This window comes from Prosthecobacter sp., assembly GCF_044378005.1.
Classification (GTDB): Bacteria; Verrucomicrobiota; Verrucomicrobiia; order Verrucomicrobiales; family Verrucomicrobiaceae; genus Prosthecobacter.
In genome coordinates this window covers 23,584-44,551 of sequence record NZ_JBILYB010000028.1, presented here as the reverse complement: position 1 = coordinate 44,551, position 20,968 = coordinate 23,584, and the positions used below count along the sequence as shown (strand labels likewise).

Annotated in this window: 15 protein-coding genes; 9 read left to right on the top strand and 6 right to left on the bottom strand. The window is 60.2% G+C overall.

Going from position 1 to position 20,968, the window contains the following annotated elements; genetic code table 11:
- Window positions 1-104: 104 nt before the first annotated feature.
- The 3 genes from AC6FTP_RS08255 to AC6FTP_RS08245 all read left to right on the top strand — a co-directional run bounded on the left by AC6FTP_RS08255 (window position 105) and on the right by AC6FTP_RS08245 (window position 4,660).
- Complete coding sequence (locus AC6FTP_RS08255) at window positions 105-1,853, top strand: SMP-30/gluconolactonase/LRE family protein (protein WP_497206433.1); 1,749 nt, start codon at window positions 105-107, stop codon at window positions 1,851-1,853.
- Between the two features lie 115 nt (window positions 1,854-1,968).
- Entirely contained in the window at window positions 1,969-3,297 is a 1,329-nt protein-coding gene (locus tag AC6FTP_RS08250; protein ID WP_497206432.1) for a hypothetical protein, read from the top strand.
- A 64-nt stretch (window positions 3,298-3,361) separates the two neighbouring features.
- Complete coding sequence (locus tag AC6FTP_RS08245) at window positions 3,362-4,660, top strand: M20 metallopeptidase family protein (protein ID WP_497206431.1); 1,299 nt, start codon at window positions 3,362-3,364, stop codon at window positions 4,658-4,660.
- 6 nt (window positions 4,661-4,666) lie between these two features.
- Here the strand turns inward: AC6FTP_RS08245 and AC6FTP_RS08240 are convergent, their stop codons facing one another.
- Complete coding sequence (locus AC6FTP_RS08240; RefSeq protein WP_497206430.1) at window positions 4,667-5,551, bottom strand: prephenate dehydratase; 885 nt, start codon at window positions 5,549-5,551, stop codon at window positions 4,667-4,669.
- A 10-nt stretch (window positions 5,552-5,561) separates the two neighbouring features.
- Window positions 5,562-5,798, bottom strand: a complete 237-nt coding sequence (locus tag AC6FTP_RS08235) for a hypothetical protein (RefSeq protein ID WP_497201465.1) — start codon at window positions 5,796-5,798, stop codon at window positions 5,562-5,564.
- 177 nt (window positions 5,799-5,975) lie between these two features.
- Here AC6FTP_RS08235 and AC6FTP_RS08230 point away from each other — a divergent pair, with 177 nt between their 5' ends.
- Complete coding sequence (locus tag AC6FTP_RS08230; protein WP_497206429.1) at window positions 5,976-8,747, top strand: PSD1 and planctomycete cytochrome C domain-containing protein; 2,772 nt, start codon at window positions 5,976-5,978, stop codon at window positions 8,745-8,747.
- 4 nt (window positions 8,748-8,751) lie between these two features.
- Entirely contained in the window at window positions 8,752-10,164 is a 1,413-nt protein-coding gene (locus AC6FTP_RS08225) for a DUF1501 domain-containing protein (RefSeq protein WP_497206428.1), read from the top strand.
- Here the strand turns inward: AC6FTP_RS08225 and AC6FTP_RS08220 are convergent.
- A complete protein-coding gene (locus AC6FTP_RS08220) occupies window positions 10,154-12,532 on the bottom strand; it encodes an MMPL family transporter (RefSeq protein ID WP_497206427.1) in 2,379 nt (792 codons plus the stop codon). The genes AC6FTP_RS08225 and AC6FTP_RS08220 overlap by 11 nt on opposite strands.
- A 106-nt stretch (window positions 12,533-12,638) precedes the next feature.
- Here AC6FTP_RS08220 and AC6FTP_RS08215 point away from each other — a divergent pair, with 106 nt between their 5' ends.
- The gene (locus AC6FTP_RS08215; RefSeq protein WP_497206426.1) at window positions 12,639-14,219 is read left to right on the top strand and encodes a hypothetical protein; all 1,581 of its coding nucleotides are present in this window, start codon (window positions 12,639-12,641) and stop codon (window positions 14,217-14,219) included.
- Between the two features lie 16 nt (window positions 14,220-14,235).
- Here AC6FTP_RS08215 and AC6FTP_RS08210 read toward each other — a convergent pair whose 3' ends face one another.
- Window positions 14,236-14,901, bottom strand: a complete 666-nt coding sequence (locus AC6FTP_RS08210; protein WP_497206425.1) for a DUF1287 domain-containing protein — start codon at window positions 14,899-14,901, stop codon at window positions 14,236-14,238.
- Between the two features lie 141 nt (window positions 14,902-15,042).
- Between AC6FTP_RS08210 and AC6FTP_RS08205 the strand changes: the two genes are divergently transcribed.
- On the top strand, window positions 15,043-16,497 hold the full coding sequence (locus tag AC6FTP_RS08205; protein WP_497206423.1) for a sensor histidine kinase: 1,455 nt from the start codon (window positions 15,043-15,045) through the stop codon (window positions 16,495-16,497).
- Window positions 16,494-17,750 carry a response regulator gene (locus AC6FTP_RS08200; RefSeq protein WP_497206422.1) on the top strand — a complete coding sequence of 419 codons (1,257 nt, stop codon included), beginning with the start codon at window positions 16,494-16,496 and terminating at the stop codon, window positions 17,748-17,750. Before AC6FTP_RS08205 ends, AC6FTP_RS08200 begins: the two co-directional genes overlap by 4 nt.
- 150 nt (window positions 17,751-17,900) lie before the next feature.
- Here the strand turns inward: AC6FTP_RS08200 and AC6FTP_RS08195 are convergent, their stop codons facing one another.
- The gene (locus tag AC6FTP_RS08195; RefSeq protein WP_497206421.1) at window positions 17,901-18,470 is read right to left on the bottom strand and encodes an acyl carrier protein; all 570 of its coding nucleotides are present in this window, start codon (window positions 18,468-18,470) and stop codon (window positions 17,901-17,903) included.
- A gap of 19 nt (window positions 18,471-18,489) precedes the next feature.
- On the bottom strand, window positions 18,490-20,148 hold the full coding sequence (gene recN / locus AC6FTP_RS08190) for a DNA repair protein RecN (RefSeq protein ID WP_497206420.1): 1,659 nt from the start codon (window positions 20,146-20,148) through the stop codon (window positions 18,490-18,492).
- 104 nt (window positions 20,149-20,252) lie between these two features.
- Between recN and AC6FTP_RS08185 the strand changes: the two genes are divergently transcribed.
- Window positions 20,253-20,966 (top strand): spermine/spermidine synthase domain-containing protein, encoded by a 714-nt coding sequence (locus tag AC6FTP_RS08185; protein ID WP_497206419.1) that lies wholly within the window; start codon window positions 20,253-20,255, stop codon window positions 20,964-20,966.
- Window positions 20,967-20,968: the final 2 nt, after the last annotated feature.

The following is a 20,968-nucleotide window of genomic DNA, read 5'->3' as shown; positions in this document are numbered from 1 at the left end:
TTACGCACTCATCAGGCCGAGTTCATCGGCAGGATCGAGAGTCTGCGCCAAACCACGGCCTTTCCTTTGACATTCCAAGTCATGATCTCAGACTCCGCGCCGCCATGACTCTCTTTCGCGCTCTGACGCTTACCCTTCTTGTCTCCAGTCCTTCTTTTGCGGCGGATGACTATGTGCCCGGTCCCGACTCCAAACCGCAGCCCGGTGTGCCGAAGGGCGAGGTCATCAAGCTTGAGTTCAAGGGCAGCAAGATCTTCCCAGGCACGGTGCGGGACTACTGGATCTATGTGCCAGCGCAGTATTCGCCGGACAAACCGGCCTGCGTGCATGTGAACCAGGACGGCATTCAAAATCAGGCACCGGTGGTGTTTGATAACCTCATCGCGAAAAAGGAGATGCCGGTGACTATCGGCGTCTTCGTGATGCACGGTCGTGTGCCTGCCCGCGATGGCAGCACGGCGCTGGATCGCTTCAATCGAAGCGTGGAGTATGACGGCCTCGGTGATGCCTATGCGCGCTTCCTTTTCGAAGAACTGCTGCCCGAGGTGGAGAAGCAAAAGACCAGTGATGGCCGAGCGATCCGCCTTTCCCAAAGCGGCAATGACCGCTGCATCGCCGGTAGCAGCAGCGGAGCCATCGCTGCCTTCACGGCAGCCTGGGAGCGGCCTGAGGCCTTCAGCCGCGTGTTCAGCACCATCGGCACCTATGTCGATCAGCGCGGCGGCAATGATTACCCGGTGATGATCCGCAAGTTTGAGCCCAAGGCTCTGCGCGTGTTCCTTCAAGACGGCAGCAACGATGCGAACGGCACCGGTGGGAACTGGTTCCTCGCGAACCAAGAGATGCTCTCGGCCTTTGAGTTCGCCGGATACGAAGTGAACCACATCTGGGGCGATGGCGGCCACAATGGCAAACACGCCACAGCGATCTTCCCCGATGCCATGCGCTGGATCTGGAAAGACTGGCCGAAACCCGTGACGAAGGGCGTGAACTCTCGCGCTCCCGTGATGGAAGTGCTCGGCACCGATAGCGAATGGCAGCTCGTGAGCGAAGGCCACGGCTTCACCGAAGGCCCCGCCGTGAATGCCAAAGGCAAAGTCTTCTTCACCGACATCCCGAATAGCCGCATCCACAAAGTCGGACTCGATGGCAAGGTCAGCGTCTTCGCCGAAGACACCGGCAAGGCCAATGGCCTCATGTTCGGCCCCGATGGCCGCCTCTTTGCCTGTGCGAATGGCAAGAAGCAGATCGTGGCCTATGACGAGGCAGGCAAGGTCACCGTGATCGCCGACGGCATCGAATCCAACGACCTGTGCGTGGCCCAGAACGGCAATCTTTACGTCACTGATCCACCGCACAAGCAGGTGTGGCTCATCACGCCCAAGGGTGAGAAGCGCGTGGTGGATACCAATGACAAAGGCGGTATCGCTTTCCCGAATGGCGTGCGTTTGACGCCGGATCAAAGCCTGCTGCTCGTCGCTGACATGCGTGGGCAGTTCGTCTGGAGCTACCACATCGAAGCCGATGGCTCACTCAGCGCCAAGCAGCCCTACCATCACCTGCGTCTGCCTGATGGAGTGATGGAAAGCGGCGCCGATGGCATGACCGTGGACAGCAAAGGCCGCCTCTACGTCACCACCCATCTCGGCATCCAGTTCTGCGATCAGGCAGGCCGCGTGAATGGCATCATCGCCAAACCCCAGCGCAAGTGGCTGGCCAACGCCGTCTTCGGCGGCGCGAACTTTGATGAACTCTATGCATGCAGCAGCGACAAGATCTACAAACGCAAGACGACCGTCAAAGGCGTGCGCTCCGCCGATGCACCGATCAAGCCGGAGAAACCGAGGTTGTAAGCGGGTCAGAGATTGGTTGAGATCGATTCAAGGCGACGGGAAGGTCGGGATACGAGCAATCAATCAATAGGCTGTGCCGTCAGGATCAAATCGCATACACTATCCTTGAAGCCGGATGACACCTGAAAACGACACCCGACCTATCCGATGGATGGCCATTATTGCAGCCATTGCCCTCAGTTGGCTGCCGACGGTGCTGTTTATCGCATTTTCAGCAAACAAAGACACTGAATCTCAGGCCATGGCTGCCGCAGCCATGGGGGCTGCTGTGGTAATCGTGGCCCATCTCCTTTCACGCCAACACGCATGGACGCTGATCCTGTGGGTGCCTCTGGTCTTATTCGCCATTGTTGGAAGCATGGTGATGTTAGGACAAGGCTTGTCTTTATCGACCTCGGGTCCGAGTGCTGGCGCATTGGAGGGGGTTGCCGTTCTGATGATGCTGATGATCGCTGCAAGTCTTGGAGCGATGGCCTTGGTCGGCGGGATGTTACGTCCCAAGGCATGGTCCCTTGCCATGCTACTAATTGGCACTTTGAACACATTGTTGATGTTTGTGGCCTGTAGCTCTGGTTACAGGGCTGCCACCAGCCAGCAGATCATCATCCAATTGCACGATCCATCAGGTGCACCTTTGGTGGGTGCCGCAGTTACATTCGAGCGCTACGGATGCGGCGCTGAAGGTAAACATGTTTTCGATGAGAGTGGAGGCCCCCTTTACTCGAATGAAGCGGGTCTTGTGAATGTGCCTTCGAGGAGAGGTCGCTACGAAACGAACATGAAGATCTCCAAGAATGGGTTTCGTGACCTCACCGTGAAGATGAACATGCAGCTTTCAGATCGCGACCAAACTCGCGGCATCGTGATCGCAACCTACGAATCGAGAGCCGTCGCCTCTGGGGCAATTCTTGCAACCGAGCCATTGCATCTGCCTCTCTATCTTTCCCCATCTTCTGATGCACCATCCTCGGAAGTCCGGCGATTTTCTCTCTACTCGAAGAACGACTTGTCTCGCACGATCACTCCTAAATCCCTCGACCTTGAGACAGGCAAATTCACAGCGGATCTGTCAGGAGACCTGCAACTGGAGTATTTCTCCGCCACCCAAACTCGTTTCCGTGACCAACGGCTTCGCGTCCGAGGGCTCAATGGTGTGCACGTTTTCCTCGTTGAGCACCCCAAGCCTCGAATGATTTCAGAGCTGTCTTATGAGAACACTTACACGTTCGCCCCCAAAGACGGGTATCACACGGAGATCGTCATCGAGAATCCAGGTAACTCTCCAGGCTCGGCTGTTTATGTCCGTGCTGCCGACGGAAGAACGCATGGCCTTCTCAATATTGAAGCACTGGGCGATGCTATTGATGAGGTGCCACGCTACAGTGGGACACTGCTGATCAATACCTCGGGGCGTCATCTTGAATATGCCAGCAAGCCCGAGTGATTCATGGTTGCCGTGAGCACTTACAGGCTTGCAAGACCGGCCCAATGTCCGCTTACCTATTCCCATGAAGCCGCTCTGCCTTTCTTTGCTCCTCACGTCGTCCATTCTCGCCGCCGATGTCGCCTCGGCGACGAAGCAGGAGTTGCCGTCGCTGGTTTCGCTTTATCAGGATCTGCATCAGAACCCGGAACTCTCGCTGCATGAGGTCGAGACGGCGGCGCGGATCGCGAAGGAGCTGCGGGAGGCCGGCTTTGAGGTCACGGAGAAGGTCGGTGGCAACGGGCTCGTCGGTGTGCTGAAGAATGGCGAGGGGCCGGTGATCCTGGTGCGCACCGATTTGGATGGCTTGCCCGTGAAGGAACAAACTGGCGCTCCGTATGCGAGCACGAAGATCGTGAAGGATGATCTGGGGCGCGAGGTGAACGTGATGCATGCCTGCGGGCACGATGTCCACATGGCGAGCTTCATCGGCACGGCGCGGGCTTTGAGCCAACTGCGGGATCAGTGGAAGGGCACCGTCGTCATGATCGGGCAACATGCCGAGGAACGGGTGCTCGGGGCGCGGTTGATGCTGCGCGCGGGTTTGTTTTCCAAGTTCCCGAAGCCGGACAAAGCCATCGCGCTGCATTGCTCTGCCGACATGGCGCATGGGCAGGTGGGCATCGTCGAAGGTTTCGCTTTAGCGAATGTCGATAGCGTGGAGATCGTGGTGAAAGGCGTCGGCGGGCATGGCTCCATGCCGCATCTGGCGAAGGACCCTATCGTGCTCGCCTCGCAGATCGTGCTGGCTTTGCAGACCATCGTCAGCCGGGAGGTGAAGCCCGGTGATCCGGCGGTGGTCACGGTGGGCAGCATCCACGGTGGCACGAAGAGCAACATCATCTCCGATGAAGTGCGTCTCCAACTCACCCTGCGCAGCTACCGGACCGAGACACGCCAGCATCTTATCGACTCCATCAAACGAATCGTCGAAGCCCAGGCCAAATCCGCGAACATGCCCGCCGACAAGATGCCCGAGGTGATCGTCTCCGATGATCGCGCCAACGCGCTCTACAATCAGCCCGCTCTCTGCGCCGAGGTGCGCCAGATCTTCGAGCAGACCCTGGGTGCTGCGAACGTGCTCACGCGTGAACCTGTGATGGGAGCCGAGGACTTCTCCGAATACGGCCTGACCAAAGAGAAGGTGCCGCTGTGCATGTTCTGGCTCGGCACGCAGCCGCCGGAACTCGTCGCAGAGGCCAAAGCGAAAGGCACCACGCTGCCGTCACTGCATTCGCCCTTCTTCAAACCGATCCCAGAGCCAAGCATCGAGGCCGGTGTGAAGGCGATGACCTCAGCAGTGATCGGGCTGATGAAGAAGTAGGCCCGCCTACGATTCAAAGCGCCGACCCGCTGGATACGAGCCGACACTTCGGATCATGGCACCGTCGGCACGCGTTTGCTCAAGCGCAGACTGGAAGCTTGGCTCGGCTGGGCTGCCTTCGATCTCGATGTAAAAACGATATTTGTTCGGCTGCCCGCGGATGGGGCGGGATTCGAGGCGCTTCAGATTCACGTTAGCCTCACTCAGCGGCGTGAGAAATCGACACAGGCTGCCCGCACGATCCGGCAGCTCGACGACAAGCGCGGTGCGGTTGTTGGCTGTAGAGGTGGAGTTCTCCTGATGCCCCAGAAGGTAAAACTGCGTGATGTTTGGCACCTCTCCCGCGATGGGGAAGTGTAGCAGCGCGAGGCCGTGCCGCTCGGCGTTCTGCCGTGGGCCGATGGCTGCCGCTCCGGCCTGCGTGGCGGCCTTTTCCGCCGCCTTCGCCGTGCTGGCTTCGATGACACGCTTCGCATCCGGGTAGTTCGCCCGCAGCCATTCGTCGCAGTGGAAAAAGGGCATCGCGTGCGAGTGGATGGTCTGCACCGCTGCTCCCGATTTGCCGAGCAGGGCCAGCTTCACATCGAGCGTCAGTTCTTCGATGATCTTCAAGTGGCAGCGCTCATCCACGAGCCGGTCCACCGTGTCGATGATGAACCCGCCGGAGGAGTTTTCGATCGGCACCAGCCCAAGAGCGTCGGGATGAGTGCCTAGGTAATCGAAGACCTCGCCGATGTTCGCCATGAGCTGCACGGGCGCTCCTGGGAAGCGCTGCTGGGTCAGCAAATGTGAAAAGCTCCCGTCAGGGCCGAGACAGGCGATGCTGGAATTGACGAATGAATCGGACAGCTCTGGTGCGGCGTTCGTCATTCGACATTCGGGCTTCGTCATTTCCGAAGGATCACATCAGATCCGAGGCCAGCACGGAGTTCGCCGCGCGCATGGCAAGATCCTTCGCCTGTGACACCACGCGGAAAGCGGAGGTGTCGAAGCGATAGCCATGGCAGCTCGGGCAGGTGACCGCACGCGTCACCACGATGGAACCACAAGCCTCGCAGACCTTGTACTGCTCAGGATGGCTGGTGATTTTCTCCGCCTGCTTCAACCTGTTGTTGGATGGCTGTTCGGGGGCGCTCATGTGGGTGTGTGAATGATGCTACGTTTGCTGCCCGTGGTGTAAACGATATTTCTCGCGTGGCAAGCGGCGTCACACTCAGGAATGCGAACAGGTCACTTGTCGATCAGGCTCGGCCATTGCGGGCCCGTATGAGAAAGTCGGCATCCTTGCTGCGTATGCACTGGGCCGTCTTCTGTCATGCACCCCCCGATTCCACAGTTCCGAGTTCTCCTGCTCGGCGGTTTGACCGCCGGGGTGGCGCTGTGCTCCCAGGCGGCACCGAATGCTGCGGGCATCGAGTTCTTTGAAAAGAAAGTCCGCCCCGTGCTGGTGGAGCGCTGCTTCGAGTGCCACTCCACCACGGCGAAGGTCAAAGGCGGCCTCTCCCTCGATTCACGGGATTCCATCCTCTCGGGTGGCGACAGCGGCCCAGCGCTGGTGGCTGGCAAGCCGGAGCTGAGCAAGCTCATCGAGGCCATCGGCTACAAGAATCAGGACATGCAGATGCCGCCGAAGAGCCCGCTCAGCGCTGCCGAGCAGGAAGCGCTGACGCAGTGGGTGAAAATGGGCGCGCCCGATCCCCGCACCGGCTCCGCTCCCGTGGCGAAGACCACGATGGGCATGGATCTGAAAACCGGGCGCGAGTTTTGGTCCTTCAAGCCGCTCGCGTCGCCCACGCCACCCGCTGTGCGGAACACTGCCTGGGTGAAAACCCCCGTCGATGCCTTCCTTCTCGCCCAGCTTGAATCGAAGAACCTCTCGCCATCGCCACCGGCTGACAAACGCACCCTCATCCGCCGTGCCACGCAGGATTTGACCGGCCTGCCGCCGACGCCTGAGGAGGTCGAAGCCTTCCTCAAAGACGAGTCCACCGATGCCTTCTCCCGCGTCATCGAGCGCCTGCTGAACTCACCTGCCTATGGTGAACGCTGGGGCCGTCACTGGCTCGATGTCGCGCGCTACGCCGACTCGAATGGCATGGATGAAAACGTCGCCTTCGGCCATGCCTGGCGGTATCGCGACTACGTTGTCCGCGCCTTCAACAACGACAAACCCTTCGACCAATTCCTCATCGAGCAAGTCGCCGGCGATCTGCTGCCAGCCCACGACACGGCGGATCGTCACGAAGCTCTTGCCGCCACGGGATTCCTCGCGCTCGGAGGTCGCGTGCTCGCCGAGCCCGACGTGAAGAAGATGGAGCTCGATATCATCGACGAGCAGCTCGACACACTCGGCAAGGCCTTCCTCGGCATGACCTTCGGCTGCGTGCGCTGCCACGATCACAAATTTGATCCCGTCACCCAGGCTGACTACTACGCGCTCGCCGCCATCTTCCGCAGCACTCGCTCGCTCTCGGATGAAAAGATGGGTGCCATCAAATTCTGGTATGAGCACCAGATGGCCACGCCCGAACAGATCGCTGCCAAAAAAGCCCACGAAGCCAAAGCCGCTGAGAAGCGGAAGGTCGTCACCACCTTCACCGCCAAAGCTCGTGCCGAACTAAAAGCCGAACTGCATTCTCAAGCAGCCGAGTATCTCACCGCCTCCGCGCAGTTGCCGGATGATCCTGACTTTGCCGAGGTCGAAAAGCTCGCCGCTGCCGCCAAACTCCGTCCGCGCTACCTGCTCACCTGCCGCCAATATCTCACTCGGAAAAACGAGCATCCCTTCTTCACCCAATGGCGCACTTTGACCGCTGCGAAGAAGTCCGCAGAGGTTCGCCAGCACTACGCGCCACTCTTTGCAGCTGCGCTGAAACTCGACCCGAAGGCCAAAGACAAGCCCGCTGTCGATGTCGCCGAAGCTCGTGCCGCGCTCGATGACATCGCGGGCTTCCTCGCCATCCCGGACAAAGATGCAGATGCCTTTGATGCCGCCACGCTGGCGAAGGTTACCTCCATGATGGACGACCTCATGACGGTCGAGGGTGCAACGCCCGATCCGCCAGCCTTCATGGGCGTCGGCGAAGCCGCGACCATCCGCGCCATGCCGATCCACATACGCGGCAGCTATTTGACGCTCGGCAAAGAGATCGAGCGGGGCTTCCCCGAAGTCATGCGAACCTCCATGACGAAACCCGTGCTGCCCGCGAAGCAGAGCGGTCGTCTCGAACTCGCCCGCTGGCTGGCCTCCAGCGAGCATCCGCTCACCGCCCGCGTCATGGTGAACCGCCTCTGGCGCTGGCATTTCGGCAAAGGCATCGTCACCTCCACCGACAACTTCGGCGTGCTTGGCGACAAGCCCTCGCATCCCGAATTGCTCGACTGGCTCGCCCGCGTCTTCATCGAGAACGGCTGGTCCATGAAGGACATGCACCGCCTCATCATGAAATCGAGCGCCTACCAGATGGCCTCCAGTCATCCCAGCTCCGGCACTGCCTCCTCATCGCCAGATCCTGCGATGCTCGATCCTGAGAATCGCCTGCTCTGGCGCTTCAACATCCAGCGTCTCGAAGCTGAGCAGATCCGCGACAGCATCCTCCACGTCGCCGGCACCCTCAGTCAGCAGATCGGCGGGAAAACCATCCCGCTGCGCAATCGCGAGTTCGTCTTCAACCACACCTCCCGCGACCACACCTCCTACGAGACACCTCGCCGCGCTCTTTATCTGCCCATCATCCGCAATCATCTTTACGACATGCTGGAGCAGTTCGATTACCCTGATCCGACCATGCCGACCGGCAGCCGCAACGCCACCGTCGTCGCCCCGCAGGCGCTCATCATGATGAATGCCCCCGTCGTCATGGATTCCGCCGCCGCTCTGGCTAAACGCCTCGCTCGCGACACGAATAACGGCTCCATCGCCGCCCGACTCCACCGTGCCTACGACCTCGCCTACGGGCGCGAGCCGAACACCCGCGAACTCGACCGCGCCACCCGCTTCATCGAAGGCAGCCCCAACAAGGACGAAGCTTGGTCACTGCTCTGCCAGTCCCTGCTCGCGGCGAATGAGTTCATGTACCTTCGCTAAAACCATGAAGACGCCTTTCTCACGCCGCCAACTTCTCCAAAGCTCCGCCGGGGGCTTTGGATATCTGGCTTTGAATGCGATGCTGGCTCAGTCGAGCGCTGCGGCACCTTCAGCAATACTGAACCCGCTGCTGGCAAAGAAGACGCACTTCACGCCGAAGGCGAAACGGGTGATTTTCCTCTTCATGAAGGGCGGGCCATCGCATGTGGACACCTTTGATCCGAAGCCGCTGCTCCAGCGCGATGATGGGAAGGCGTATCCTTTCCAAGTGCCGCGTGTGACCTTTGCGGCCACGGGCAAGCTGCTGAAGTCGCCGTGGAAATTCCGTCAGTATGGCGAAAGCGGGCTGCCGGTGAGCGAGCTCTTCCCCAATGTGGCGCAGTGTGCTGATGAACTCTGCGTGGTGCGGTCTCTGCACGGCACAAATCCCGCTCACGGCGGTGCTTTGCTGAAGCTCCACACGGGCAGCGACACGCAGGTGCGGCCGAGCATGGGGTCGTGGATCACTTATGGTTTGGGCACGGAAAATGATGACCTGCCGGGCTTCATCACCATCTGCCCCACACTCGCTCATGGTGGCGTGAACAACTGGGGCGCGGCTTTCCTACCCGCGTGGACCCAGGGCACGCCCATCGGCAATGCCAGCATTCCTTCCAGCCAGGCTTTCGTGAAGCACATCCGCAACCCGCGCCTGAGCGAGACGATGCAGCGTCGCCAGCTCGACTTCCTCGCGGAGTCGAATCAGGAGCACCTCAAGCTCGCGGGTGCTGACTTGGCGCTCGAAGGTCGCATCAACAGCTTCGAGCTGGCTTTCCGAATGCAGGGCACGATGCCCGAGGTACAGGACATCACGCACGAGACCGCTGTCACTCAGAAGATGTATGGTCTCGACAATCCGGTGACGGCAAACTTTGGCCGCCAATGCCTCATGGCGCGGCGGTTCCTGGAAAAAGGAGTCCGCTTTGTGCAGGTCACTCACAGCGACAGCGAGGTGCAGTGGGATCAGCACGGCAATCTCTACAAAGGTCACAGCAAAAACGCCGCCGAGGTGGACAAGCCCATCGCCGGTCTGCTGAAGGATCTGCGCTCGCGCGGTCTGCTGGATGACACACTCGTCATCTGGGGCGGCGAGTTTGGCCGCACGCCCACGGCACAGGGCAATGATGGTCGCGATCACAACCCTTATGGCTTCACGATGTGGATGGCAGGCGGCGGTGTGAAGCCCGGCTTCGCCTACGGAGCCACGGACGACTACGGCTGGTTCGCCCAGGAAAACAAAGTCCATATCCACGATCTACACGCCACCATCCTGCACCTCCTCGGTATGGATCACGAGCGCCTCACGCACCGCTATGCCGGCCGCGATTTCCGCCTCACGGACATCGCCGGGCATGTGGTGAAGGAACTCATCGCGTAGGCTGCGCAGTCGGCGTGATCCAGGCCCGCCAGTGCGGCAGCAGCCAGAGGACGATCATGAGAATCCAAAGCGTGCCGAGGCAGCAGGCGAGGCCGAGGCTGGAGATGCCGCGATTACCGGCGAAGAAGAGGCTGGAGAAGCCGATCACGGTGGTCATGCCGGAGAAAAAGACGGCGCGGCCGGTGCTGGCCTGCACTTGGCGGACGTCGTTGCCGGTGCGTTGCAGGGCGAGCAGGATGTGGATGCCGTAGTCGATGCCGGTGCCGAGCAGGAGAGGGATCGCCGCGAGGCTGGCGAGATTCCAGCCAAGTCCGAGCAGGCTCATCGTGGCGGCCAATGCACCGAGTCCGCCCGCGAGCAGCAGCACAGAGAGCAGCAGATCCCGCCAGCGGCGGAAGGTGATGAAGAGCGTCAGCGCAATCAGGCCGACGATGGGGATCAACTGCTGGTTCAAATCCGCGCGGACCAGAGTGGAAAGCGCTCCGCCGAGAGTTTCCCAACCTGCCACCCAGGCACCGGTTTCGGGCGTGAGGAGCTTTTGAAGTTCGGCGAGTTTGGCCCGGTCCGGCAGGCCGGGTTTTCCAGGCACGCTCACGGAGGCGAGCACGATGCCCTCGCCCGGCTTCATGCCTGCGGCCTCGGCACGAGTGCCGGTGGCGAGCACACGATTTAAAATGGAGGCGGCGGCAGCTTCGGTGTCGCCTTGTTTCCACACGCCGCAGACGCCTCGCAGCAGGCCCATGGCCGCTTCGGTGAAACCGGCGGCGTCGATCTCTTTTTCCAGCCTCGGTTGCTCGCGCTGGAGCCAGTCGATGAAGGCACGATTCGCTGCCTGAGCCTGGGGATCGCTCACGAGCATGGTGGGCAGCATGTGGCGGACGAGGGTGCCGGACTTCACGGCTCCATCGAGCTTTGTGCTCAGTGCCTGAGTTCGTGCGCGCAGGTCGGCTGCAGGGCCGGTGATGAGCACAGGAAGGCTGGCTTCGGTGTCACGACCGAGCCGCTCCTGCACCCACTGGAAGGTGTCCATCGACTCGCTCTTCGTCGGGCGCAGGGCCTCGGCGCTGGTTTGGAAAGCAGGCAGACCTTTGAGGGCAAGAATGCCCGCGATGCCGAGCACGAGCACCAGCGTTCCGGCCACGGCGAGTCCGCGATGGGAATGCCAAGCAGGCGCGGAGGTCGCGGGTTGTTCGAGTTGCTTCCCAGCGGCCAGTTTTGGCACAAAGAAGACCATCACGCCCAAACCAGCGATGACACCAATCGCCACCAGCAGACCCATCTCCGCCATGCCGGGCAGGCCGCTGAAAAGTAGCGAGAGAAACACCACCGCCGTGGTGCAGGCACCGGCGGCGATTCCCGGCGCGGCCAGCTTTCTCAAAGCACTGGCATCGAGCTGAGGATGCTGCCGCGCCTCCTGGATGATGAGCACGGCGTAGTCGATGATGATCCCAAGCACGATGGCCGCGAAGCCGAGGGACATGATGCTGAGCTTCCCCACGATGAGCCCGCCAAAGCCGAGCGTGAGCACCATGCTCAACGCCACGAGACCCTGAATCCAGAGCAGCGGCTTCAAGCGCCGGAACATGATCCAGAACAGGAGCGCGATGAAGACCTCCGTCATGCCAATGGTGCTCGACATGTCCTTCTCGATCCCCGCGCCGATCTCGGCCTGGAAGGCTGGCTCGCCCGTGTAGCGGACGGTGGCGGTTTGATCCTTCGTCACCTGCGCGACCTCGGCTTTGATCTGCTCCAGCCAGGCTCCGGCGACCTTGTAATTGCCCACGCTGGTCGCTGGCGTGACCATCAGCGCACGGAAGGCACCGTCTTCCGAGACGAGGCCGAAGAGCGAGCCCTCCAGCGCACCTGCTGCGGAGGTGTCGAGACTTTCCAGGAGCCCGAGTGGATCATACGAAGCCCGCTGCACACGCTCGGCGTCGAGCGATGTCGCCACGGCTTGCAGTGCCTTTTGCAGCTGAGCCTTCGCGCCATCGCCTTCCAGCCGCGCCTGCACGGCGCGCAGCTTCCCTGGGTCCGTGTTTTGCAACGACCACGCCAGCAGCGCCGCGCCCGATTGCGCCTGCGCTTCCATCGGCTGCGCCCAGCGCACCTCCTTCACCAGATCGGTGCGCTTTTGCAGTCGCTCGGCCAGAGCGCTGGTCAGCTCCTCCGAATTCGCCTCATCCTCCGCCTCTAGGGCGATCACGAGATCGCTCCCGCCCGCAAAGCCATCCCGCAGCAGCTTCAGCGCCCGCACCTCCGGCACCTCGCCCGGCAGCGTGGCCAAAATATCCGTCTCCAGCCGCAGCCGCGCCAGTCCGATGACGACGAGAGGCAAAAGGACGAGCGCGACGAGCCAGGATTTTTTCATGCGAGACGCGATGGGTGGAAGGGGACACGAGTAGATGCAAGCACGGTATTAGAGCCACGGGTTTGCTTCTTGTATCTATCGCAGCAGGTGACTTAGAATCAGACTCATGAAAGCTTCTGTAAGTCTCATCGCCGCATTCCTGATCGGTTGGCAGGCACCTCAGGCATCAGGCACAACTGTTCCATTTCAAACTTGGGAACAGCTCTTCGAGAACGCTGACTTTGTGGGGGTTGTAGAGTTTGTCGAAGCGGGCGGTATCGTTGCAGGTTATAAGGTGGTGGAATCTTGGAAGGGACAGGCCGAAGGAACGAAGATGCTAGTGGCGATTCCGCCTGATGCTCATGGAGATCGGTTCCCCACGGTACTTACCGGAGACAAGCATTTGATAATGGCTTCAAGAGCAGCTCAGATCCGCTTATCGAGTTTTAGCTTTGCTCCAGATTTTCCTCTCTGGTGGCGTAGGGTTCAGCCAGACTATACTCTGCCGCTCTTCCAGGGGCAGTGGGCGCTTAATGGATCACCTGACGAAGCATATGGACTGGCATCTTCATTCGGCAGAAACGTCCGCACTCTCGATCAAGTGCGCACAAAGGTGATGGAGTATCAGTTTTTCAATGACCAGGAACTGCTCACACTTCGAGATCGGGCTCTGCAGACACTTGATGATTATGTCACATCAGATGGTGCTGAGTCGCCTGATTCCAAGCAACTGCGCCAAGAGGTTGTATCTGCAAAAACCGTGGAGCAGATCCTGACGGCGCTCTTTGATATGCCTCTTGAAGGAAAAAGTGAAAAGCACCGACTGAAGAATATTCTATCTTATGGAGGTCGAGAAAAGACCCTTGCGGCGGTGGAGGCGATGCTACCACAGAACTCTCCATTGGGGGCTGAGCTGCATAAAGCTACGACCGAGTCTTTACGACGGCATTTACGTGATTCCAAAGCCACGATTGCTCCCAGGAAGTCTCCCGATACTCCTCAGCCTGAGCCATTGGTGAGTGCCGAGCGGATCGAGGAAGCTCGCAAGACATTTCAGGCCAACGAATGGGGCCCAAAACGCTCCGAGGTCTTCGACATTCTCGTGAAGCACGATCCAGCATTGGTGGCCGAGGCTTTATTGTCCTGGACGAGTTTAAACAAGTGGGGGGAAGTAACTGAACTGGGCTACGAAGCTGGGTCAGCCTTCTGCTTCCAATGCGGGAAAAACCGAGCGGAGAATTTCACCAAACTGCTGACGGCCAAAGATCCCTACGTTCGTGTCGCAGCGGCTGTCTATTTGTGCTTCGAGGATAAACAGGCTGGTCTTCGCGAGTTGCAGAAGCTGTCCGAAGTGCCGGGTATTGCAGGTGACTGGGCGGCCACCGTAATGATCGAACGTGGCGACAAGCAGGCGATGCAGCGTGCCCTGACCATGCTCGACCCAGTGCTTCACAAAGACGACAATCCTTACGTTTATAGTGCTCTGTTTCGCGCCACGAGAAACAGATTGCTCGTGGTCCTCTCAAACACGGCTTTTCATCATCAGCTTGGTCTGCCGAAGATGCGGGTAGCCCAGAAAGAAGAAGATGCCGCGACCTTTGAAGCTGCCTATCATCAGGAGATGCTGGGCTGGTGGCAGCGAAATCGAGACAAGGTGGAGCTCCAAAATCCCTGGGCAGCCGTGTTGAAGCCGCAAAAGGTCGATTAGCCGAAGATACCGCTTATCACCTCCCCGGATGCCAGCGGTAATGCCCAGTGAGTGGGAACTCGAAGAGACGATCCTCGCATTGCGGACCTTGACCGATGTTGTGGACGATCCAGGGGCGCTCGCTGCCGTCTGGGGCGGGGACGACGAGGGCGATGTGGGGCAGTCTGCCAGCGACGGTACAAGTGATGAGGTCGCCGGGGAGGTAGTCGGCGGGATTTTGGGTGACGGGCAGGGAGGCTTTCTGGCGCTTGAAGAAGGTCTGGAGATTTGGCACGCGGCGGTGGTCGATGTTTTTGTCCGTCGTGCTGAGGCCCCAGTTCTTCGGGTAGGCGGAAAAGGCGCGCTTCATGTCCTCGTGGACGAGTTTTTGCAGATCGAAGCCGAGCGCCCGGTAGCAGCGGATGACCTCATCGGTACAGACGCCGGTGTCGGCGGGCACATCGCCGCCGGGGTAGTCGAGCTTCACGTAGGCGGGATCGTAGCGAACGCGCTGGCTGGGGCGGTTGAGCGCGGCATCGACGAGCCGGGAGGCAAAGGTCTCGTCCTTCGGCGCATGGCGGCGGGCTTTTTCGGCGAGGTCGCTCGTGTCAGCCCAGAGGGCACGCTGGCTCCAGATGGAGATGGCGAGAAGGCCAAAGACGGCGAGGAGACGGATAGTGAAAGTGCGCCTGGGAGATAGCATGACGGGCCTTTGACAGAGCTGAAGGGAGGGCGTTGGAAGGCCGAGATGGTTGAAGAACCCCCAGTTTCCTGTTTGCACAATAATTAAGCTGAGTGTAATTTCTATAATTAGAGCTTTATGTCACACTTTGCCGTCCCCTCCATGACTACCCCGCTGCACTTCGTGCAGTTGGATGAGGCTGCGCCATCGCCTCCGGCAGCCGCACCGAATATCGATGCCAAAGTCCTGGCGCAAGCCGAGCGCTCGGGACGCTTTGCGACGGAGATCCAGGAGCTGAACATGCGAAATGCGCGCTTGGGCGCGTGGTTCGTGATGATCCTGGTGCCATTCTGCTCGGTGCTGGACTGGCTGGCCTACCCACTGCGCTTCTGGGAGTTCCTCGTCCTTCGATTGGTCTGCTCCCTATTCTGCGTCCCGCTTCTGCTGGCCCTGGACCGCCCGTGGGCGGCGCGTTACCACCGCGTTTATCCGGTCATACTACCTCTGATCCCTGCGATAGCGATCTGCGTGATGCTGTTCCTGACCGGGAACGCCAGCTCGTCCTACTACGCCGGGCTGCTGCTCTGCCTCGTGGGCACCTCCTTTGTGTTCCAGTGGACCTTCGAGGAGATCGGGCTCACCGTCGGGCTCGTGCTGCTGTGCTACTTCGCCGCCACCGTGCCGAATCTGCACTTCGGTGCCGGGCTGAGAGCCAATGGTCTCTTCCTCAACAACACGCTCTTTTTGCTGCTGACCTGCGTGATCCTCTATTTCGGCAGCCGCCAGCATTACGGCATCCGGCTGAGTGAGTTCGTGAACCGCTGCAAAGTAGAGGCCCAGCGTGAAGAGCTGCGTTCACGAAATGAGGAACTGACCACCACGCTCCAGCGCCTGCGTGAAACAGAGGCTCAGCTCACTCAAAGCGAGAAGCTGGCCTCCATCGGCCGGCTCAGCGCAGGCATCGTGCATGAGATCAACAACCCACTGAACTTCGTGAAGTCTGCGGTCTATGTACTGAAAAAAAAGTCCCGTACCATGCCGCCCGAAATGGTGGAGCAGGTGCAGGAAATCCTTTCGGACATCAGCGAAGGCGTGGACCGCGTGGCCTCGATCGTGAATGATCTGCGCACCTTTGCTCATCCCGAAAACAAAGGCGGCGTGCCGGTGAACCTGAATCAAACCGTGGCCAAGGCTGTGCGATTGATGAACCAGCAGGTGACCGACCACGAAATGGAACTCTTCATCGATCTGCCCGAGGACATCATCGTGCTCGGAGATGAAAACCACATCGTCCAGATCCTCATCAACCTGATCCAGAACAGCGTGGATGCGCTCGCGGGACGGGAAGATCCGGCCATCACCTTCAGCATCATTCGCAAGGGCGATCACATCCAGCTACAAATGCGCGACAACGGCACCGGCATCCCCCAGGACGCCCTTCAACGCATCTTTGATCCCTTCTTCACGACGAAAGAAGTCGGCAAGGGCATGGGCCTCGGGCTCAGCCTCTGCTACCGCATGATGCAGGGCATGGGCGGCAAGATCGAGGCCTACAGCCAGCCGGGCGAATACACCGAGTTTATCCTGACCTTCAATCCAGCACCCGACAGCCCATGACCAGCGAGGCCCAGCACCCTTTTCACATCCTTTACGTGGATGATGAGGAAAAATCTCTGCGCTACTTCCGGCAGATCTTTGAGGATGAGTATGTCATCCACACGGCCACGAATGCCGCCGATGGTTTCCGCATTCTGGAAGAGCATGGTGCGCGCATCGGCATCCTCCTGACTGACCAGCGCATGCCCGGCGAAAGCGGCGTGGAGCTCATGGAACGCGCCCGCAGGCTCCAGCCCAATGTCATCCGCATCCTCGTCACCGCCTACACCGACTATGACAGCGCGGTGAAGGCCGTGAATGAAGGCCGCGCCTGGCGCTACCTGCACAAGCCCGTGGATCCCGAGCAATTCGCTCTCGTGCTCCGGGATGGCATGGAGGCCTACCTAACCTTGCTCAACCGTGAGCGGCTCCTCCACGAAAAAGCCGACGACCTCCGCACCCAGCTCATGGCGGACAAAGTAAGCGGCATGGGCATCCTGGCTGAAGGGCTGAATCATCATCTTCGCAACGCCCTCACCGTCGTGCGGGCCTTCATCGACCTCGCCCCCATGAAGCTCATGGAGGAGATCGATGCGCGGCCTCCGCGTGACCCCTCCTTCTGGATCGAGACCCAGAATCAAGCCGCCACTCAGATCGACCGCATCCAGTCCCTGCTCACTCACCTCGCCCACGCCTCCCACGCGCGCAAACTCGCCCGCACCGAGCAGGTCAGCCTCCATGACCTGCTCAGCGAGACCCAGGCTGCTTACGCCGGGCACTTTCAGGAAAACCGAGTCCAGCTCAGCATCGAGATCGCGCAGAACTTCCCGGCATTGCTGGTGCATGGCGAGCGCTTCCGCCAGCTCCTACGGCTGCTTTTCATCGAGGAGCTCACCCACCTCCAGCCCGGAGACAGCATCCACATCCAGGCCAGTCTGCAAACCGATGCCACTGGCGATTATTACGCCATTATCACCCTCACCGACAATGCGGCCTGGGGTGGCCCGCATGACAGTGGGGCCAATCTCTTCGATCCCTTTTACACCCGCAGCCGCAAGCCGGATGACTTCGGCGTGAACATGATGGCCTGCTACGTCACCATGCACCTCCACGGCGGCACCGTCTCCGCCAAGCGTCTCTCACCTCAAGGCCTCGAACTCACCCTGCGTCTCCCGCTTGATCCTGAGAAGAACTGCCAGGAAGCCGAGACCTACCTGCGCGGCACTCTGACCGGTGACGCCAAGTGGAGCAAAGCCGTGGAAATGGCGGCGTGATCATGCGCCTCTGGTCCGCCGGACGCTAAGGCGGGATCGAATCCGTAGCTTGGCTCTCCAGAGCCGAGTTCTGGGAGCGCGGAGGGCTCACAAGGTCGTCACCTTCATTGAACTCGGCTTTGAAAGCCGAGCTACGCCCCGGCCAGCAGCTCAGTCCACGCCCAAGTCTTCGACGAAGCGTTTATGCTCCGCGTAGTTGGCATCTGAAACGCCTATTTGGCAGATCACAATCGCTTTGATGACTTCAGCCACATCCTCACGGCTCAAGCATTGTCGTTCCTCAGTGGAAAAGGGCAGTGCAGCACGTTGACGAAGCCACTCGGCGAGGTCTCCAACCGTCTCGATATCTTTTGGAAATCCGGTGCCCATTCCCAGCCAGCCCAGACTCGGCCAGTACTGTGCTTGGAGAAGGTCGTGTAGCTCGTGCCAGTGATGTTTTCGTTCTGCCCGCTCTGGGAAAAGTGCTTCGAGGTCGCTGAACTGCCTCACATCAGCTTTAGGCAAAAGCTGTCTGAGCGCCTTCTCCAGCTTGGCCCAGTAGTTGTCCGCAGAAAGTATTCTGGGAGCATGGTCTTGTGCAGAAGGGGAGATGCCAAGCTCACGGCAGATGAAGTCGATCACATGAGCTGGTGTCAGCATTTTCTCTGCTTCACGATCAGGGATCTCAATCTGAAACGTGGCTTCAAAATTCAGCACGAGTTCGACAGAATCTAATCCCATAGATCTGGTGACAAGCATTTCACGCTCCGGCCAGCAACCCGCGCGCATGCTCTCTCGCGGACTCGATCTTGCCGCCGAGCATCCTGGCGAGTTCTTCGATGCGTTCGTCGGCGGCGATCTCGCGGATGGTGGATTTGGTGCGGTCGCCGACGATGTCTTTGGTGACGACGAAGTGGCTCTGCGCCAAGGAAGCAACCTGCGGGAAGTGGGTGATGGCGATGACTTGATGCGTGGCTCCGAGCGAGGCCATCTTGCGGCCGACAGCTTCGGCGATGTTGCCGCCGACGTTGGCGTCGATCTCATCGAAGACGAGCAAACCGACGCTGTCTTGTTTCGCGAGCGCGCTTTTGACGGCGAGCAGAACGCGGGACATTTCGCCCGAGCTGGCGGTGAGGCGGAGGGGTTTTAATGGCTCGCCAGGATTCGGGGCGAATTGGAAATCGACTTCCTCGAAGCCGTGGCGTGCGGGTTCGCCGAGAGTGGTGAGCTGAGCCTCGAAGACGCTGCGCTTGAAGCCGAGGTCGGCGAGGTGGGTGGCGACTTCTTTGGCGAGTTTGGGGGCGGCTTTGCCACGCTTTTCGCTGAGCTGTTTGCCGAGCTTGTCCACCTGCGTGCGGCGGTCTTTGACGAGCTTGCCCAGTCGCTCCAGCTCTTCGCCTCGGTTCTCGATCTTGCTGAGCTTCGTTTCGGCTTCGGCGAGGAAGTCGAGGATGGCCTGCACGGTGGGGCCGTATTTGCGTTTGAGCGTCTGGATGGTGTGAATGCGCTGGTCGAGCTGTGCGAGTTCGGCGGGGTCGATCTCGAGGTCGTCGGCGTAGTCCTGGACGCTGCTTTCGAGGTCGGTGAGTTCGATGAGTGCGGACTGGAAGCCCTCAAACATTTTTGCTGACGCGGGGTCGATCTTTTCGAGGTCGTGGATGCTGCGGCTGATCTCGCGCAGGGTATCGAGCACGCCGCCTTCATCGCCACTGAGACGGCTGGTGATGGCTCCGCAGAGCTCGGCGAGACGTGCGCCGTTCGCGGCGATACGGTGGCGTGACTCGATCTCTTCTTCCTCGCCGGGCTTGAGGTTGGCTGCGGCGATCTCGTTGACCTGGAACTTCAGCATGTCGAGTTGCTGGGTGCCGGCGCGCTCGCTGTTTTCGAGGTCTTCGAGTTCGGTCAAAGCCGCGCGCCATTGCTTCCAAGATTCCTCGTAGGTGGCGAGTGTGTCTTCGAGCCCGGCGGCTTTGTCCAGCATCTCGAGCTGGCGCTCCTGCGAGTTCAGCGACTGATGATCATGCGGCCCGTGGAGATCGACGAGAAGCTCGCCGAGGGATTTGAGCACCTGGATGGTGACGGGGGAGCAGTTCACGAACTGCTTGTTTGCCCCGCCGACGCTGACGGCGCGTTTGATGAGCAGTTCACCGTCCTGGCAAGGTTCCAACCCGGCGTCCTCCAGCACGGCATCCACGGCGCGGCTGTCTTTGAGGTGAAAGCTGGCCTCCACGGTGCAGGTGTCCTGCCCCGTGCGGATGAGGCTGCGGTCGGCGCGCTCGCCGAGGATGAGTTTCAGCGCACCGACGATGATGGATTTCCCCGCGCCAGTCTCGCCCGTGACGCCGACGAGCCCCGGAGCCAGCTCCCAAGTCACATCTTCCACGAGGGCGAGGTTACGGATTTTCAGGAAGGAAAGCATGGCGCGGGGGGTGAGATCTGGGGGTGCTGTTCGTGCGAGTATGGGAAGTGCGCGAATCTTTTCAAGATGCGTGCTGCGACATTTCAGACGATGGGCGGCGGACTTTGAAACCTTTCCTCCAACTGGCCTCGGCCCGCACTCCCGAGGGTGCAGAGATGACGCTGCACTCTCACGACACGCACTTTTATATCCGGGTGGACCGGCAGCCGCTCATGGGCACGAACGCCAATGAGTCGGAAAAGGCCCTGGCGGAGCTGGCCTGCACGCGACTCGTCGAGCAGCCGGGGATGCGGGTGCTGATCGGCGGTCTGGGGCTGGGCTTCACGCTGCGGCGGGTTTTGGAGATGGTGGGGCCGGATGCGGTGGTGGAGGTGGCGGAGTTGCTGCCGGAGATCGTGGCCTGGAATCGCGAGCATCTGCGCGAGGTGAATGGAGCGCTGCTGGACGATCCTCGGGTGAAGGTGATCGTGGGGGATGTGTATCAGACCATCACGGAGGCACCGAAGGGACACTACGATGCGATCATGCTGGATGTGGACAATGGCCCCATCGCGATGGTGCAGGACGGCAATGAGCGGCTGTATCAGGCGCAGGGTTTCGTGGCGATCATCCAGGCGCTGAAGCCGGGAGCGCGGGTGACTTTCTGGTCCGCGAGCTCGGACCGGCGCTTCGAGAAGAAGCTGGTGAAAGCAGGCTTCAAAGTCGCCGTCGTGCCATGCAAAGCCTACCCGCAGGCGAAGCGCTGCACGCATACCATTTTTGTGGCGGATCGGGCAGGGGGACAAAATAAAGAATCTCCCGGCACCATCCCTGCTTAGGC